Source organism: Gemella cuniculi DSM 15828, from assembly GCF_000425665.1.
Lineage (GTDB): Bacteria > Bacillota > Bacilli > Staphylococcales > Gemellaceae > Gemella > Gemella cuniculi.
The window spans coordinates 15,566-33,684 of record NZ_AUDW01000029.1; the positions used below are offsets into that span (position 1 = coordinate 15,566).

Below are 18,119 nucleotides of genomic sequence, written 5' to 3' on the forward strand. Positions count from 1 at the left end.
ATGACAAAAAATGTTATCGAAATAAAAAATTTATCATTTACATATAAAAATGGAAAAAATATATTTAAAAATTTATCGTTAAATATAGAAAAAGGAAAAATTACAACATTTCTTGGAAAAAATGGTTGTGGAAAAAGTACATTAATAAAAATTATTTCAAAAAATCTTAGTTACACCAACGGCGAAATTATTTTAGAAGATAAAGAGCTCAGAAATTATTCTTTAAAGGAACTTGCAAGTAAACTTTCCATTGTTTACCAAAACAATTCTATACCAAAGGAAATCACAGTTTATGATATGGTTAGTTTCGCTCGGCTTCCTTATCAAAATATCTTTTTCTATAAAAAAACTGCTACAGACTTAGAAAAAATAAATTTTGCATTAGAACAAACCCACTTGTTAGAATATAAAGATAAAAGAGTTGATGAACTTTCTGGTGGTCAACTACAACGAGTTTATATAGCAATGTGTTTGGCTCAAAGTACAGATATTATAATTTTAGATGAACCTACTACATTTCTTGATATAAAATATCAAAAATCAATTATGAAGCTTATTAAAGAATTAAATTCAAAATTTAGTATCACCATCATAATGGTCCTTCATGATATTAACCAAGCACTTACCTACAGTGATAATATCGTTGCACTTTTAGATGGAAAAATTATTAAAAATGATAAATCTACTTTATTCTATGACGAAGAGTTGCTGAATACCATTTTTGATACTAAAATCAAAATTGAAGATGAAAAAGTAATAAGTTGGTAATGCTAGAGCATTAGAAATTTTAAGAGGCAAGCTACAAAAAATTCCTTACAAGATAGCATCTCAAGCAGTTAAGATTTAATTTCTTACGTCACCGTTCTTAGAAATTAAGTCTTTTTTGCATACAATATTCGTAAATTCCATCTTCATTCCTCAATTATTGAGCAAATAAACGACTATCACAAAGATATCCAAATAAATATGAACCCAGAGAATTAATTTATTTGATGATATCTGCTGCACTCTTGATTTTTCATCTTAAAATCTGTATCAATTTTAAGTTTTTAAAAATAATCACAATAAATTTTTAAGATTTTATCGTGATTTTTATTGCTTTACTATTGTATTAATAGTAAAATATATAGCGTTAAAAGAAAATTTTTATTAATTGGAAGGAGTTTTTTATGGAAATTTTATCAACTTTGGGAATTTTTGTAATTATAGTCATTTTAGGTTCTTTTCTAAATAACCTTATACCTCGAATTCCTGCGGCACTATTCCAAATTATTTTGGGGGCTATCATTACATTTTTACCTCTAACTATTCATTTTGAGTTTGAATCCGAAATGTTTATGATGCTAGTTATTGCACCACTTCTGTTTACTGATGGATTTAATTCTTCTCTAAAAAATATTTGGCTTTACAAAAGACCAATTTTGTACATGGCTTTATTATTAGTGTTAATCACAGTCATGGTAGTTGGCACTATAATTCATTTTTTAATTCCAGCAATCCCTTGGGCTGCTTGTTTTGTTCTTGCAGCAATTCTCTCTCCTACTGATGCTGTAGCTGTTAAAGCTATTACAAAAGGAATGAAACTCCCTAAAGGACTTATGGCAATATTAGAAGGAGAATCACTACTAAACGATGCTTCTGGATTAGTTTCGTTTAACATAGCGTTAGGAGCTATTTTAACAAATACTTTTTCTATTGCTAATGCTGGCAGTAAATTTCTCACCGTTGCACTTGGTGGTGCTATTTTTGGTTTAATAGTTGGTATAATTCTAGTTCAAATTAAATGGATTTTCATGACTAAACTAGCAGATGAATCAAATATTTTAGTCATCTATCAACTTTTAACTCCAGTTTTTGTATTTTATATAGCTGAGCATATTCATGTATCAGGAATTGTTGCTGTCGTTATTACTGCACTAATATATAATTTCCAAAGAGAACTTCATCTAATCGCTGGAAGTGGTGGAGAGGCTGCTGTTATAACCGACAGTACACAATTCATTACCAGTTACGTTCTAAATGGATTTGTATTTACTTTTCTAGGTTACTTATTACCAGAAATTTATATCACTATGTTTAGAAATCGTGAAATAGATATTTATCATGCATTTGGTTATTCACTAATTATTGTGTTAGCACTTATGATTGTACGTGGCATTTTTGTTTATGTTTCTTATATAACATTTCAACCACATAACTTTACAACAGCAAAAAAAACAGCAAATGCTATTCTCAATAGAAAACTAGAAAATAGTGGCTATTCTCGTTTCAAATATTCTATTATTGCGAGTTTATGTGGTATTCATGGGACTGTAACTTTAGCTACGGCCCTTATGATTCCTGTTGTAATTGCAAATACTGGAGAAAATTTCCCATTGAGAGACACTATTTTATTTATTGCAAGCAATGTGGTTTTAATTAGCATTATCGTTGGAACTGCTATTCTCCCTATTATTGTCAAAGATGAAGATGAAGAAAAACAATTTTCTCAGTTTGCCATTCGTGAAAAAATATTAGAAGGTATACTTAAAGAATTTAAAGAGCGTGATATTTCTAATAAAAACATTGAAGAAAGAGTTGCTTATGCACATGAAATTAAAAATCTTCATGCTATAAAGGCATATTTTAAAAATATGCAAATAAATAATTTTGACACAGATAAAAATAGTTTGAAATTACATAAAAAAATAATTAAAGCACAAAATAATGCTCTTCCTATGATTTTAAAAGATAATCCTAATAAAAAGGAAATTATGGAATTTGCAAAAATTATGCATCTTAGAAGAACTTCTCTCCTAACATATTCTGTGTGGAAAAATCTAATTCTAAACTTACGAATCAACTATAAAGAAACTCGAATTAAAAGAAAACTTACTCGTTATTATGTAGCTCGAGATTTAGCACCTGAGCAGCGTGAAAAAATAAAAAATAATTCTACCCTAATAAATAAAAAATTGAAGAAATTAGATGTTAATTATAAGAAAAACTCTGAACAGCTACAAGCTATTATTGATTGTGCTCCAAGTATTCGTGATTCACTTTTGGCAGTTGCATATAAAGTGATTGAAGGTGAAGAAAATCAAGATACAGCAGAATTTGTAAAAGACGTCTATACTTACTTCTCTTTCACGCTATTTGAAGTTTTCCTTGAAGATATTGATTACGAAGAAGAACTTAAAGAACTACAGATGGAAGCTGTTCGTCTTCTTAAATATCGTGTATTAACTATGAGAAAATTAAAATACATAACGCTAGAAGATACATATACCACACTTAGAAACCTTAACTATGGAGAATCAATGATTTTTCCAAGAGATATTGAAGAATAACTTAATTTATCCGAAAATAAATTTCAAAATAAAAATTCCAGCAAATAATTTTTGCTGGAATTTTTATTTTACAATAATGAATGTATAACACCGTCTCTACATTGATTCGGACTAATTACATATGGTATATTCTGACAATTTCTCAAATTATATGCCCCAATTATTCCACCAGGCTGTTTTGGAAATACCATTGTATCATACATATTTCCTAATCCTGATACCAATTTTATTAAAGCTATTTTACTTTTATTCGGTCGTTTTACATTAAAATATTCTTCCCTTCTATATGGAAAATTTTCTATCACCAGTAATTTTTTTCGAATCTCTTCTACTATTAAATCCGCTATATTATGTGCAGCTATCACACCTTCTGAACTCCTACCTTCTCCTTCTTCAAAAAGAAAATCTACATGTATTATATAATCTGTTGAAGCTGGTGTCCCTGCTCTATCTAAAAAAACCTGATTTTTAAATATTCCTTCAGAAGAACCTATATTAGCTGGCTGATAACCGCTCTTATCTTCTACCCCTGTTATCATTACACAAACACCAGATAACTCATGAGTTTGACCAGAACCTAATTCACCCATTTTTTTACACGCTATAGGTAAATAGTCTAAGTTAGAATTAACAAAAAAATCATTCTCGCTCGGTTTTAGTATTTTTATTTTTATATCTTTTATTCTATTACTTATTCCTTTATATTTTTTTTCTAAGTTTTTCTCTAAGATAAGTTTTCCATTCTCAAAATACGTACTATTTCCATACATAACTTCATTTACTTTAAATATTTTTTTTATTAATTTATCTTTTACATATTCTTCTGTGTCTTCTATATTTTTTAATCTACCTTTTTTTCTTAACTTACTTTTTAATATAGCTATGGCTTTCATCGCATCATATTCTGTTAAATTATTTTCTCCAACTACACAGGACTCATAACCACTCGTTCCTTTATTAAAATCTACTATACAATCTACATAATTGTTTGTGCAAACTAATCTACCTTGTCGTCCTATAAAACTTAGTCCTACACTTGTAATGTCTTTTTTTCCTAATTCTTCTATTGCACTAACAAAGTCTATATGATGATTTCCCCAACCATCTATTGCAACTAATGCACCATCTATATTGAGAGTATTTGCTATATCCGCTATTCTTTTTGCTGTAAAAACTTTGTTATCAAAATTTTCTGAAACACCACCTACTATAATTGTGGTAAATTCTACTTCTTTATCTTTACTAAGCACACTTACCACAGGACAATTATAATGATGTTTAGTTGTCATTTTTATACTTGGTCCTAACCCATTTTACTCTCCTCCTTGAAAAAAGGAAGGGATAAGTCACCCTTCCTTTATATATTTTTATTAAACATTATGTCTGTATTCATAAGGTAGTACTTTTGTTGCGTTGAAACTTGGACAGTCTCTAACCCATTCCAACGATTCTTTTACAATTGCTGTTTGCATTGGAATATTGTTAGGTTCTCCAGCATTTGAACCAATAGGTACATGTGGTGCTGTAATTCTTGGTGCTCCTTGTTGTCTTGCGATTGGAGGTAGTGCAGCGATAACACAGCAGCTCATTCCTACTTCTTCACAGCATCTTGTTACGATTGTTGCAGAACGGTGACAAGTTCCACATCCACCTGTACATAAAACTATATCCACATTTTGTTCTTTCAATTTTCTTGCTATTTCTGGTCCTGTTTCATTAGTGAATTTTTCAACGTTTCCGCCACCACCCATGAATGTGTATGTTTCTTTTGATAAAGAACCAATAAATCCTTCTTCAACTAATTCGTGAAGACGATCAATAGGTAACATCGCATTAGGGTCTTTATTTATATCAGAGTTATCAAACCCACCATGTGTAACCATTAATTCACTTGATGGTGTATCAAATGGTATTGCACGATATGAAAAATCTCCTGATGTATTAAATGGTTCTTGTGATTTTATATGTATTCCACCCGCTGTTATAAATGCAACTTTACATTTATTAAGTGGTTTTTTTAATTCTGTAAATATTGCTTTTGGTGTAATAGGTACAAAAATTTCAGATTGCATCCCTGGTTTTGTTGTTAATTTCATTGTCATATCTCCTTATACTCTATCTCGTTGTAATTTCTTTTTTACCTATCACTTTCATGTGACTAAGGTAAAACTCTACATCTTGATTCTCTTCTAATTCTATAGATGTAAATGCCCAACGTCTTGGTACAGCTATTGTACCTAGATCATCCATAATAGCTACTTCTATAGCTGTATCATTTACTTGAATAATTTTCCCTCCCAGTAAGCATGGTTGCATTTCTTCATAAAGTATATCTGAACTATCATAGTCATAAGGGTCTTCCATTACTTGAATGTAACTAAAGTAAAATTCTAATATATGACCCGCTTCTAGTATATCATCTGTTCTAACCAACTTTGTAGGTACTGTTATGACACCTAAACGGCCATGTAAATGAATTTTAACTTTATCATCTTTAATTTCTTTTATTATGCCACCCATTGCTACTGGATTAATGATATAGTCCATGATTTCTCCTAATTAGTGATAAGTTTTACTATCTACTAATACTGTTTCTGGAAGACCTAAAAGTTTGTTGTTTGCATTAATAACATCGTTATTCCATTTTTTCTCAGCTGGTTTTACTTCTACCCCTGCCATTCTATTTTTAAGCATTTGAATTGCACGAGCTGCTACTGATGGAGTTACACAAGAACATCCAGCAATATCATTTTCAAAACCACCTTTGTCCATATTTTCTTCAACCATTGCTGTAGCATATTTATTACCTACTACTAATTGTCCTTGGTAAGCACAGAATGATACACCTACTACTGGAATATTACGTACCCCTGCTTGTCCAATATGTTCAATAAAATCAATATGGTTATTACCAAATCCTTCTGTAGTTATAATAATACCATCTAAATCTAATGATTCAAATAATGATCCTAATCTTTCAGATACCCATAATTTTTCATCATTAACTTGTGGTGATCCGATACAAATTACTCCGATAAGGTCTAATTCTTTATCTTCTGCTAATCCTTCTACAAGTGGTTCTCTTATGTAATGACGTGTCATTTCTTTTGTAGCTGGTCCTATACAAGTTAAAGCATGAATTGAACCGTCTCTTACTTGGTTTGGTGTTAAGATAATTGGCACGTTTCCACAGTCAACATTTTTTTGACCTCCTGCAATACCACATGGCTCAGTTGGACAAATAACGTTATCGTGCATAGCACCTTGTCCCATAATTTCTTTAACTAATACTACACGAGGGTTTCCTGTTCTTCGTACGTCTTCACAAATTTCTTCTCTTACTACTTCACCTTTGTATTCTTTCAATTCTTTACGAATTTCTTGGATGATATAGTCTTGACATTTATGAGCTGCAAATGGTCCTGGTCTTGTCATTCCTGATAATCTTTGAATAGTTGCATGGCAACGAATTATAATATCATTTTCATCAGCACATCCTGGGTGTCCATAAAGCATTTTTTCATCTAAGAATCCTTCTGAAGAACCAAATTCATGTACTTGTACCCCATCTTCATCAACACCAGTCAACATGAATACTACTCCATCAAGTACTTTAGTTACACCTTCACCTAGTTTTCCTTCTACTTTTGTAGCTATTGGACAAACATCCATAATTGTTTCTGTATAAATATGTCTTTTATCTGGATAAATAACATCTAATTCCAATTTTTTACATAATGCATCTTCCCCTAAAGCGGCTTCTGCTAATTTTTTATCAATTGTTATTACTCCATCTTTTATAGAAGTTTCATTTCCTAATTTTACATCAGTAATTTTGATGTGTTGTTTTGTTAAAGTACGAATTACTTTCTTCTCACCTGTTTTTTCTTCTACAGGTAATGTAGGATTTTCCCCACCTGCTCCTGCTACTACAGGTACATCTAATTTCAAACCTTCAAATTTTTCTGCTCTTCCTATCTCAATGTGAATCATTCCGTTACCTCCGACTCTTGTTTCTTTGTAAACTGTTGCTCCAGCTTTTTCTGAAGAAACTTCGTCTTCTTGTTTTTCCTCTATTTCTTTTTCTACTTTATTAACTTTATCCAAAACATTTTTAGTAATAGGTGTTAATGCCTCAACATCTTCTAATAATGTACTACCTAAAACTTCTTCTATTGTTAACCCTTCTGGACTTAAGGTTAATAATCCTGCTTCTATCATATCTTCAAAAAGACCTGGATCTTCTAAATCTGCTGCACCTATGACTTGCCCTTTTTCTCGGCGACAGCAAAAAATAGCTGGATCTTTCAAGTGTTTTTCTAATGTTTCTAATGTAATAGACATCTTTCTACCTCCCGAATATTATTAATAAATTTTTTGTCTTATTTTTTGTTTACCGGTATCTATTTTTAGACATAATGTTTTCCTCCTTAATTTTTAAATCTTCTTATTAATTTATAATTAACTGATCTTAATGCACCATCTGTACAATGATAAACGGGTAGCTTTAATTGCGGTGCGCATGACATTACCGTATTACTACAATCCGTACAATTACTGATTAATACTGCTTGAGCTCCTGCTTTTTTTAAAGACATAACTTTTTGTACTTGCCCTGGACAAATTCCTGGATTCAAACATTTTCTACTACCATTTTTCATAAGCATAGCATTTTTACAAAACTCAACACCCACTACTTCACTATTCATACTAGCAGCTTGTTCTCTCAACCTTGCCTCATCTGCTCCACATGCACACACTAAAACTCCAATTTTTTCTGGTGATGGTAGAAACTTCTCTGCAGCTATTAAACCACCAGTAGTTTTTACTATTGGCTTATCTACGAAAGTTCTCTTACCTGTAAAAGGTCCACCCATTATAAGTTCTCCGTACTCATCACCTAAACCACCACATCTATCAAATACTTCCCCTACTGGTATTCCTAACGGTACATCAAACATAACATGAATACTTCCTGCTTCACTCAACTTTCCTGCTACAGTTAAATCTTTATCAATTAGCGGTTTTTTATCTTCAATTACCTCTCTTACTTTCAACACAGTCTCCAAATTTATAACTACTGCATCTGCTTCAGAAGGTAAACTATCAGGTTTTAACAATACCCCCATACTCTCTCTAATTACCGCTCGCTCTTCTCCCATTGGATAGATATTATCTAATTCAAAAATTGTTACATTACTATTTTTATTCACTTCTTTTAACTTATTTACTGTATCTTGATGAATTCCTTTTAAAGCTATAATACCCTTTTGTGCATTTACGATATTCATAACAATACCTAAACTTCTTAAAAGTTTTTCTGGATCTTCATCAATTCTAGCTATATTATGTGATAGTATTGGCTCACACTCTGCTGCATTTACTATAACTGTTCCTTTATCTCCCCCAAAATCAATATTTAGTTTTACTGAAGTAGGAAACCCAGCTCCACCTAAACCAACTAATCCAGATTCAGCAAGCAAATCTTTAGGAGTTTCTGATTTCAATGGTATATATTTAGAGTAATCTGTATCTTTTTCTTCTATAACTATTTCATTTTCTCTTATTTCAATAACTTTACCACATACACTGGAAAATATATTACTACCTAATACACCGTCGGGTTTTTTCGCAATAAGCTGACCACGCTCTACAACAGCATTTTCTTCTACTACAACTTCTGATGGAGCACCTACATGTTGCTTAAATGGAAAAATATAATTCATTTTGTTAATCTCCCTTCTATAATTCATATACTCTTTATACTGTTATTGTACAACTGAAAAATGAGTATTTCAAGTTAATTTTTTTTACTGAAAAAAATAAAACTTAATATTTTCTTATAATCTCTATAGTATAATTTTTACAATAGCTTATCACTTCAATATTTTTTAAAGATTAACTTATATTTCTTTTTTATTTTTTTAATATTTTTATTTTATTTCAAATTGATAACTTCTATCATTTACAAAAAACCTTATTTTTATTTTTTTATAAGGCTTGATGTTAATTTTTTATTATTTAACTATTATTTTTAATTTAAAATATATTTTCATTTTTTAAATTAAAATATATAATTTTAATTTAAAAAAACACTTAAATCACTTTGTTTTTATACATTTTTATTTTCCAAATAAAAATATATATATTATATTTAATATTTTATATCCTGTATTATAAAAAAATACATATGTAAATTGTTTTTACTCATATAAAATCCTATTTTATATCTTTTTAAAATAAAAAAGATAAGGGGAAAAATTTTTCCTCTTATCTTTTGTTTCTTTTTAGTAATTCTTTTAACGATAGCAATGGTTTATTTCTTACTATTTTTTCATTTCCCAAAAATTCTCTCATCTCTTTTAGACATTTTCCAGAATTTTTTACAACAAAATTAAAACTTCCTGAACTTTTAGTATCTATAAAAAATCCTCTAATATATTTATCTCTAAAAAATATTTGGGCACGAACCTTATCTACTTCTCTCCATGGAATCTGAATATAATCTTCTGGATTTCTATGATTATAAAACTCAAATGCTTTATCACCTACTAGTATGTCTCCATGTTTGTTCCCTATTGAACCAGTTAGCGAATTTCCTTTCGTCTTATACACCACTTTTGTATTCATCGATACTACCACAAATACTTCTCCTTTCTTTTTTAAAAATGAGCTGAAACTAAATTGTTTCAACTCATTAATTTAATTTTTACATTACCCCAGTCACATGTGCTAAAACACCTAAAGCAAATAATCCAAAGATAATAACCACTGGACTCACTTTACGTTTTAATAACCACATACATATAAATGTCAATAGTAATGCTGCAAATCCAGGAATAAGTTGATTTAAATTATCCTGTAATGTAGTAACTCTTTCTGGTGAAAGCGAGAATTTTCCACTTGTTGCTTTAGTTATTATATCTTGAAATACTTTACCTGTTATATGCTCATTTTCTCCTGGAAAATGAATATATGCTTGTTCATCTAATTGAACTTTAGAAACTACTAATGGGAAATTAATATTAGTCCAACGCTGAACTAAAATCCCCATTACAAACATACCTAATATAGATGCCCCCTTAGTAATCGTTTGTAATATACCACCTGAAAGGTCGCTTGTAATTTCTGAACCTTTTTTATATCCAAGTTCTTGAGTATACCATAAGAATCCCACACGTATAACATTCCAAGCAATAAAGAAGAATAATGGTGCAATAATTGAACCACCTGTTGCTAATGAAGCTGCAATAGCTCCTAAAATAGGACGAACTGTAAACCAAAATACTGGATCTCCAATCCCAGCTAAAGGTCCCATCATTCCTACTTTAACACCTTGAATAGCTGCATCATCAATTTCAGCACCATTAGCTTTATCCTCTTCAAGGGCAAGTGTTACCCCTAAAATTGGTGCTGCAATATATGGATGAGTATTAAAAAATTCTAAATGACGTTTTAATGCATTAGATGCATCCTCTTTGTTTGGATATAATTTTCTAAGAGCTGGGATTAAAGAAAATGCCCAACCTCCATTTTGCATACGTTCATAGTTCCATGAACCTTGAAGGAACTGAGAACGTAACATAACACTACGACGATCTTTTTTACTTAATGTAATTTTTTTCTCTGACATTTCTAGTTCCTCCTTATTAATAATCATTTAAAATATCACCTAATGGATCCCCTGATGAAGAGTTTCCACCTCCACCACCTTTATTATTTTTTGAAAGGTTTAGGTAGATGATTGCGATACATAATCCGATAATACCTGTTGCAATTAGTGTTAATTGGTTTAATGGTGCTAAAGCAAATCCTAAGAAGAAGAACGGCCATACTTCTTTTGTTGCCATCAAGTTAATTACCATTGCAAAACCAACTGCAACTACCATTCCACCACCAATAGCCATACCATCAGTAAACCATTTTGGTAATGTTTCAAGTGCTTTTTGAACTGTTGAAGATGGAATAAACATTAATAGTCCTGCTGGGATAGCAACACGTAGTCCTTGACATGCAAGTGCAACATAATGCCAAAACTCAACCCCACGGAAATTTCCATTTTCTGCTGCACGATCAGCCTGGTGAACAATAACTACTGATAAAGTACGAACTACCATAGTAAGAACTAAACCTACTGTTGCTAAAGTTACAGCTGTTGCTATTGCTATAGTACGCCCTTCATCTGAAAAATTTCCTGCTTTAATAAAAATAATCGCAGATGCCACTGATGCCAATGCTGCATCGGGAGCCACAGCTGCCCCAATATTAGCCCAACCTAAAGCTAATAATTGTAAAGCACCACCCAAAATAATACCTTCTTTTAAATGTCCTGTTGCTAAACCAATTAATGAACAAGCAATAATTGGTTGATGGAATTGAAATTGGTCAAGAATACTTTCCATCCCTGCCAAGAAGGCAACAACTAGGACTAAAATAACTGCTAGAATACTAAATTCCATTGTGTCCTCCTAATATAAATACATATTTTATTATAGTTTTAATCCTTCACTTGTCTTAGATTCAATAAGTTTGAATAAATTTGATGGTGAATCATTTGATACTTTACGCACATCAAATTTCACACCTAAGTCACGAAGTTTTTTATATACGTCTACATCATCTTGATCCACTGATAAAACATTATTGATTTGAACCTTGCCAACAGAATGAGCCATTGATCCAATATTAAGTTCTGGAATTTTGACTCCTTTTTCAATTACTGTTAGTGCATCCTGTGGAGTTTCAAACAATAACAATGCTTTTGTATCACCAAAACGTGGATCATTATAAACTTGTACAAGTTTATCCAACGGGATTACATGTGCACGAACTCCTGGTGGTGCAGCTTGCTCGATAAGTTTTTTTCGTAATTCATCTTTAGATACTGAATCTGACACCACAATTATCCTATTCGGATTAGTTGCTTTCGTCCAGTTAGTTGCTACTTGCCCATGTAATAAACGAGTGTCTATTCTTGCAAGAACAAATTTTATTTTTCCATCCCCTAGTACTGTTCCTTCTGGAATAGAACCTTGAACTACCTTTTGCCCTTGTTCTTCTGCAATTTCTTGTTTTGGTTGAAGTTCTTCAGGACGAACTTTCACTCCTTCTATTGCAGTTGGAGCTATTGCTTTTGCTATTTCATGAGCTGTTGTCATTGTAAATCTACTAGCATACGCTTCAATCAGCATCGGTAAATTAAGCCCTGCTACGATAGCTCTTTTTTCTGGAGCTTCTTCTAACAATTTATTGGCTTGATTGAACGGACTTCCGCCCCAAAGATCAACAAGGAAAAGAATTTCTTCAGAATCTACTTTGGTGATAGCTTCCTGAAGTTTTCTTTGTAAATCATCTGGTCCTTCGCTTGGCATAAAAACAATTGACTCTACTTTTTCTTGCTCACCAAAAATCATAGTACCAGATTGTTTAATCCCAGCAGCAAATTCTCCATGACTTGCGATGATAATTCCTACCATCTTTATACCTCCTTTATATAATAAATAATTAATTTAATATGACGTGTATACGCTTTGCATACCTCATGATTATATCATCTAATTTATAGTTTGTAAATGTTTGTATTTTCGAACAAACGAACATTGAATGCGATTTCTTATGTTTCGTTTATCTTTTAAGAATATTTTTATATCTATTTTTATTTTTAAATATTATCAAATTCATTGTTTTACTTAGTATATTAACTAATTATATTTGTTCACTAGCATAAAATTTTCCTATAAAGATATAGTAAGAAAATTTTATTTACATATTTTCAGTTGTATAAAAATTTAAGTTTTTTATTTTTCTAAATATAAAAGATAAGTTCTTTATAAAATTTTTACAAAAAGAACTCATCTGTTATATCAAACTTGGATTCATAAAATCTTTCTAAAATAATACGAAAGTTTAGTTTATAGCCTTATCAGGAAATAACATCCTTAAAACATCCAATGATACCCTTCTTGATTTCCCCTTATGTGGATAAATATGCATCATCATCATTGGATTGAAATTTGCTTCTATTACTCCGTAATTGCTATTTGTTGCCTCTATATTTATATCGTGAATGATTAAATCCATACCACACACTCTAGCTTGCATAGCTTCCGTCATTTTTATCGCTAACTTTTTGTAACTTTCATGAACTTCATCAGTCACATCTATGGAATCTCCACCAGTACTTATATTAGAATTCTCTCTAAGATATGCAACTTCTCCCTTTTTCAAAACAGTATCAAAAGTTAAACCTTGTTCATTTAATTGAAGTTTTTCTATTTCTCCTAACTCTATCTTTTTAAGCGGTGTTTTCTTCGCATCTCCTCTAAGCAAATCATTGTTTTTAATAATTACCAACTCCGAAATAGTATGTTTACCATCTCCAATAACATTGGCAGGTGTTCTAAGTAATACAGCTCTTGTTTTTCCTTCTATGACAAAAAATCTGTACTCCGTCCCTTCAATAAATTCCTCAATGATTATGTCATTATCTTCTTTTAATGCTAAATTTACTGCTTTAGAAAATTTTTCTTCAGAATTAATTCCATTTTTAAAGATTGTAACTCCTAATCCAAAATTTGTACTTTTAGGTTTTATTACTATCGGTTTATTTTTTATATAATTAAACTTCAAAAGAGCTTCATCTAAATTTGAAACTTCATATCCTAAAGGAACTCTAAAACCTTTCTCCGCTAATATTTTTTTGGTTACAACTTTATTTTCCATAATCAATGGCGAAATATAACTATCTTTACTAGTCATATTTCCATTTTTTACATATTCCATTTTATCCTTATACTCTAAACGAAGAAATTGGTCGTTTTCATCAATTACTTGAACTTTTATACCATTTTTTATTGCATCTTCTATTAATGCTTGAGTTGATAATTCCATATTTTCATAAGCATTTAAAGAATAATATCTTTTTAATGATTCGTTTTTATAATATTTTGCTAGTTCCATTCCCACATTTACTATGCTATCTTCTCTTTCATATTCTTTTACTAATTTTGCCGCAATAGTAAGTGATGGATCTATTAATTCATCTTCTTTTTCTTCTACAATTTTAATATCACTTTCTGGTAAATTTAGTTCTCTAATCATTTTTTTCATATTTTCTAAAATATCTAACCCCTCTTCAAGATATTCTAATTTTTTTAATGGATTTGAAAGTGCAATTCTTTCACTATACTCTCTTCCTATTTTTTCAGAACTTTCTTTATCAACTTCATCCATCCAAACTAAAGTTTTTAAAAATAGATGAATAAATCTAACATCCTTTTCTAAAATTCCAAATGGGGCAAATGGATTTAAATCAAAAAGTCTAAATTCAATATATTTTATTCCTATTTCAGGAAAAAGAGAAACGGTTTCAGCTCCTCTAAATCTAACACTTGAATAAAATTCTTTTTCAGCTATAAGTTTATTAGTTTTTACATAACTAGTTAAATCCTTAATATATTTATCTAAAGAAGCATAAGAAACAACAATATCATCTTCATTTACATATCCATATCTACTGGTTCTTAAACTTCTGACAAAACCATCCGGTTTTTTACCATCAACAAAGTACTTGTCTTCTGCAAATGGTGAAGCTCCATACAAATATATTAAAAGCCACTGATATCTTATAAATTGACGTGCAAGTTTCATATAAATATCATTTTTAGTCGCAACTAATGTTTTACCATTAATCACAGCAATTTTTTCCATCAATTTATCATCTAATTGAAAATTATAATGAATCCCCGAAACCATCTGTTTATACTTTCCATACTTTTCTACCAAATATTCACGATACTCCACATCTGATTTATTATCAAATTGAGCAACCTGTATATCCTCACTATTGGGTAATTTTGCAGGCATACTAAGTGGCCAAATGTATTCATTTTCAGGAAGATTTTTCAAAACTACTTCATGAATAGCGTTGAGTATTCTTATAACATCCTTTTCATTATTCTCTGGAGTAGTTATAAGCTCAATTTGTGACTCAGCAAAATCTGTTTGAATATAAGGGTGTTCATGTCTAATACCAAACACTTTTGGATGTGAGGTTTTAGAAATATTTGCACCTTCCAAAACACGTTGACCTTCCTTTTCTAATCCAATCTTTACCAAAGTAAATAACTCTTCAAGATTGTTATCTTTAATAATTTTTTTTATATCCATGCTATATCACTCTCTATAATATAATTTAGTTACATTTATCTTATCACAAAAATATCAAATATAGTAGAAATTAAACTCTAACCGTAAAATTTTTTCAAATTTCGTACTATATTCATGTTCTTTATGATATAATCTAATTACAAAACTATGAAAGGAAAAAAGAATTGACAATTTTATACACTCATTTCTTTAAAAGCATTATATGATACAATTAATAGCTAGTGATATGGATGGAACACTGTTAAATACTGAACACAAAATTCCCAAAGAAAATGTTGAATTAATAAAATATACTCAAGAAAATAATATTAAATTTGTAGTAGCTACTGGGCGAGCTTACTATGAGGCATTACCTCCATTAGAAAATCAAAATATAAAATGTGATATTATAAGTTTTAATGGCGGAGTAATTTATGATAAAAATGGAAATATTATAAGCATAGTTCCTATTCAACTAAAAGACTTATACTACACAATAGCTATTTTTAAAAGTTTAGATATAAACTATCAACTCTACACTAAAAATACAGTTTTTACAAATAGTATTGAAACTGATATACAGGCTTATGCTGATTTAATTCGTTCAATGGGCGAAATTCCAGATATTGAACACTTGCGAAAAGATACTTTACAAAGATTAAAACGAGGACATATTACTGAAGTAGAGAATATAGAATTATATCTAAATCAAAAAAATAATCCATCAATAAAAGTAATTGGTATATCAAGTAATAAAAAAAAATTAGATAAAGCAAAAAAACTACTAGAAGATAATGAAAATATCTCTGTTACCTCATCAGGAATAAATAACTTGGAAGTTATGGATAAAAACGCAACTAAAGGAAAGGCACTACAAAAAATTGCTGATAATTACAAAATTTCACTTAACAACACATTAGCTATAGGTGACAATCTTAATGATATTTCAATGTTAGAAATAGTAAAATATAGCGTTGCAATGAAAAATTCAGCACCTGAATTAAAAAACATAGCAAAATATGTAACTGAAAAAACTAATGTTGATGCAGGAGTTTCTCATATAGTAATAAAATTAATAAATAATAAAAATATTATCTCCGAAGATAATGAAAATAAAAACTTAATCAAAGAAGCAATTAAAGCTACTAATTTCGCCTATGTACCTTACTCAAAATTCAAAGTTGGAGCAGCTATTCTTGCAAATAATGGAAAAATATACACAGGATGTAATATAGAAAATGCTAGTTTCACCCCTACAAATTGTGCAGAACGTACCGCTATATTCAAAGCAGTTAGCGAAGGAGTGACTAATTTCAAAAAAATTGCTATTGTTGGTGGTCCAGATGGAAATTTAGATAATTATTGTCCGCCATGTGGTGTCTGCAGACAAGTTATTGCAGAATTTGCTGAAAATGATTTTAAATTAATTCTTGGAACATCAGAAAATGATTATAAAGTATATAACTTTTATAAAGAAATCCTACCGGTAAGTTTTACAAATAAAAATTTAGAAAAATAAAATAAAATACCGAATCAATTTGTTGTGATTAAGATAAATAGATTCGGTATTTTAAATAAAACTAACTCCTAAAAAAGAGGTAAATTCCCTTCTCAACAAATAAAAAAGTTGTAGAATATACTATCCACAACTTTAAAATGACCCGTACGGGACTCGAACCCGTGTTACCGCCGTGAAAGGGCGGTGTCTTAACCGCTTGACCAACGGGCCAAAAATATAAAAGGCATATTGCAGCCTTTTATTATTTAATGAGCCATGAAGGACTCGAACCTTCGACCCTTTGATTAAAAGTCAAATGCTCTACCAACTGAGCTAATGGCTCATGGCTGGGATACCTGGATTCGAACCAGGGGAATGACGGAGTCAAAGTCCGTTGCCTTACCGCTTGGCTATATCCCAAAAATATAAGAATGGTGGGAAGAAGTGGATTCGAACCACTGAACCCGAAGGAACGGATTTACAGTCCGTCGCGTTTAGCCTCTTCGCTATCTTCCCTCATTTAAATGGTGGAGGTTAACGGGATCGAACCGCTGACCCCTTGCTTGTAAGGCAAGTGCTCTCCCAGCTGAGCTAAACCTCCAACAAAAAATGACCCGTACGGGACTCGAACCCGTGTTACCGCCGTGAAAGGGCGGTGTCTTAACCGCTTGACCAACGGGCCAAAAATGGCTCCACAGGCAGGACTCGAACCTGCGACCGATCGGTTAACAGCCGATTGCTCTACCAACTGAGCTACTGTGGATAATTAAGTCTATAGCATTTGCTAAAGACCTCAAAAGCCTGGCAACGTTCTAGTCTCACAGGGCGTAAACCCAACTACATTCGACGCTAAAGAGCTTAACTTCTGTGTTCGGTATGGGTACAGGTGTGTCCTCTTCGCTATCGCCACCAGACGAAAACTTCATACATATATTATCTCTTCTTCTTCTACAGCTCGAACTTCACTTGATTAAGTCCTCGACCTATTAGTTTTAGTCAGCTCAATACGTTACCGCACTTCCACTCCTAACCTATTCTCCTTGTCGTCTTCAAGGGGTCTTACTTATTGGGAAATCTCATCTCGAGGGGGGCTTCATGCTTAGATGCTTTCAGCTCTTATCCCTTCCGTATTTAGCTACCCAGCT

At 31.1% G+C, this 18,119-nt stretch carries 13 protein-coding genes, 7 tRNA genes and 2 rRNA genes; 3 read left to right on the plus strand and 19 right to left on the minus strand.

Annotated features, from left to right (window positions below):
* Positions 1 to 768 (plus strand): ABC transporter ATP-binding protein, encoded by a 768-nt coding sequence (locus H612_RS0104205; RefSeq protein WP_051210141.1) that lies wholly within the window; start codon positions 1 to 3, stop codon positions 766 to 768.
* 401 nt (positions 769 to 1,169) lie between these two features.
* Positions 1,170 to 3,329 carry a cation:proton antiporter gene (locus H612_RS0104210; protein WP_027130319.1) on the plus strand — a complete coding sequence of 720 codons (2,160 nt, stop codon included), beginning with the start codon at positions 1,170 to 1,172 and terminating at the stop codon, positions 3,327 to 3,329.
* Between the two features lie 68 nt (positions 3,330 to 3,397).
* On the opposite strand, the gene H612_RS0104215 is transcribed toward H612_RS0104210, so the two are convergent.
* The 10 genes from H612_RS0104215 to gshAB all read right to left on the minus strand — a co-directional run bounded on the left by H612_RS0104215 (position 3,398) and on the right by gshAB (position 15,497).
* The gene (locus tag H612_RS0104215; RefSeq protein WP_035500302.1) at positions 3,398 to 4,618 is read right to left on the minus strand and encodes a glycine/sarcosine/betaine reductase component B subunit; all 1,221 of its coding nucleotides are present in this window, start codon (positions 4,616 to 4,618) and stop codon (positions 3,398 to 3,400) included.
* Positions 4,619 to 4,699: 81 nt separating this feature from the next.
* Complete coding sequence (gene prdB, locus H612_RS0104220) at positions 4,700 to 5,425, minus strand: D-proline reductase (dithiol) protein PrdB (protein WP_027130321.1); 726 nt, start codon at positions 5,423 to 5,425, stop codon at positions 4,700 to 4,702.
* A 19-nt stretch (positions 5,426 to 5,444) separates the two neighbouring features.
* Positions 5,445 to 5,876: a CBO2463/CBO2479 domain-containing protein gene (locus tag H612_RS0104225; protein ID WP_027130322.1), complete on the minus strand. Its 432-nt coding sequence runs from the start codon at positions 5,874 to 5,876 to the stop codon at positions 5,445 to 5,447.
* Between the two features lie 12 nt (positions 5,877 to 5,888).
* Positions 5,889 to 7,673: a D-proline reductase (dithiol) proprotein PrdA gene (gene prdA / locus H612_RS0104230; RefSeq protein ID WP_027130323.1), complete on the minus strand. Its 1,785-nt coding sequence runs from the start codon at positions 7,671 to 7,673 to the stop codon at positions 5,889 to 5,891.
* Between the two features lie 86 nt (positions 7,674 to 7,759).
* On the minus strand, positions 7,760 to 9,055 hold the full coding sequence (gene prdC / locus H612_RS0104235; protein WP_027130324.1) for a proline reductase-associated electron transfer protein PrdC: 1,296 nt from the start codon (positions 9,053 to 9,055) through the stop codon (positions 7,760 to 7,762).
* 544 nt (positions 9,056 to 9,599) lie between these two features.
* On the minus strand, positions 9,600 to 9,971 hold the full coding sequence (locus H612_RS0104240; RefSeq protein ID WP_027130325.1) for a DUF956 family protein: 372 nt from the start codon (positions 9,969 to 9,971) through the stop codon (positions 9,600 to 9,602).
* A 67-nt stretch (positions 9,972 to 10,038) separates the two neighbouring features.
* Positions 10,039 to 10,962, minus strand: a complete 924-nt coding sequence (locus H612_RS0104245; protein WP_027130326.1) for a PTS system mannose/fructose/sorbose family transporter subunit IID — start codon at positions 10,960 to 10,962, stop codon at positions 10,039 to 10,041.
* A gap of 16 nt (positions 10,963 to 10,978) precedes the next feature.
* Complete coding sequence (locus H612_RS0104250) at positions 10,979 to 11,788, minus strand: PTS mannose/fructose/sorbose transporter subunit IIC (protein WP_027130327.1); 810 nt, start codon at positions 11,786 to 11,788, stop codon at positions 10,979 to 10,981.
* Positions 11,789 to 11,818: 30 nt separating this feature from the next.
* Complete coding sequence (locus H612_RS0104255) at positions 11,819 to 12,805, minus strand: mannose/fructose/sorbose PTS transporter subunit IIA (RefSeq protein WP_027130328.1); 987 nt, start codon at positions 12,803 to 12,805, stop codon at positions 11,819 to 11,821.
* 430 nt (positions 12,806 to 13,235) lie between these two features.
* Positions 13,236 to 15,497 (minus strand): bifunctional glutamate--cysteine ligase GshA/glutathione synthetase GshB, encoded by a 2,262-nt coding sequence (gene gshAB, locus H612_RS0104260; RefSeq protein ID WP_027130329.1) that lies wholly within the window; start codon positions 15,495 to 15,497, stop codon positions 13,236 to 13,238.
* Between the two features lie 202 nt (positions 15,498 to 15,699).
* Between gshAB and H612_RS0104265 the strand changes: the two genes are divergently transcribed.
* Positions 15,700 to 16,995, plus strand: coding sequence for a cytidine deaminase (locus tag H612_RS0104265; protein WP_027130330.1), 1,296 nt, complete (start codon positions 15,700 to 15,702; stop codon positions 16,993 to 16,995).
* Between the two features lie 138 nt (positions 16,996 to 17,133).
* On the opposite strand, the gene H612_RS0104270 is transcribed toward H612_RS0104265, so the two are convergent.
* From H612_RS0104270 to H612_RS0104310, 9 genes are all read right to left on the minus strand, one after another.
* A tRNA-Glu gene (locus tag H612_RS0104270) sits at positions 17,134 to 17,205 on the minus strand.
* A 39-nt stretch (positions 17,206 to 17,244) separates the two neighbouring features.
* Positions 17,245 to 17,317, minus strand: a tRNA-Lys gene (locus H612_RS0104275).
* 1 nt (position 17,318) lies between these two features.
* A tRNA-Gln gene (locus tag H612_RS0104280) sits at positions 17,319 to 17,394 on the minus strand.
* A gap of 12 nt (positions 17,395 to 17,406) precedes the next feature.
* Positions 17,407 to 17,490, minus strand: a tRNA-Tyr gene (locus H612_RS0104285).
* A gap of 9 nt (positions 17,491 to 17,499) precedes the next feature.
* Positions 17,500 to 17,575 (minus strand) — tRNA-Val (locus H612_RS0104290).
* 9 nt (positions 17,576 to 17,584) lie between these two features.
* A tRNA-Glu gene (locus H612_RS0104295) sits at positions 17,585 to 17,656 on the minus strand.
* A 5-nt stretch (positions 17,657 to 17,661) separates the two neighbouring features.
* A tRNA-Asn gene (locus tag H612_RS0104300) sits at positions 17,662 to 17,737 on the minus strand.
* Between the two features lie 36 nt (positions 17,738 to 17,773).
* Positions 17,774 to 17,888 (minus strand): 5S ribosomal RNA (gene rrf, locus H612_RS0104305).
* Positions 17,889 to 17,940: 52 nt separating this feature from the next.
* A 23S ribosomal RNA gene (locus H612_RS0104310) occupies positions 17,941 to 18,119 on the minus strand; the annotation flags it as partial.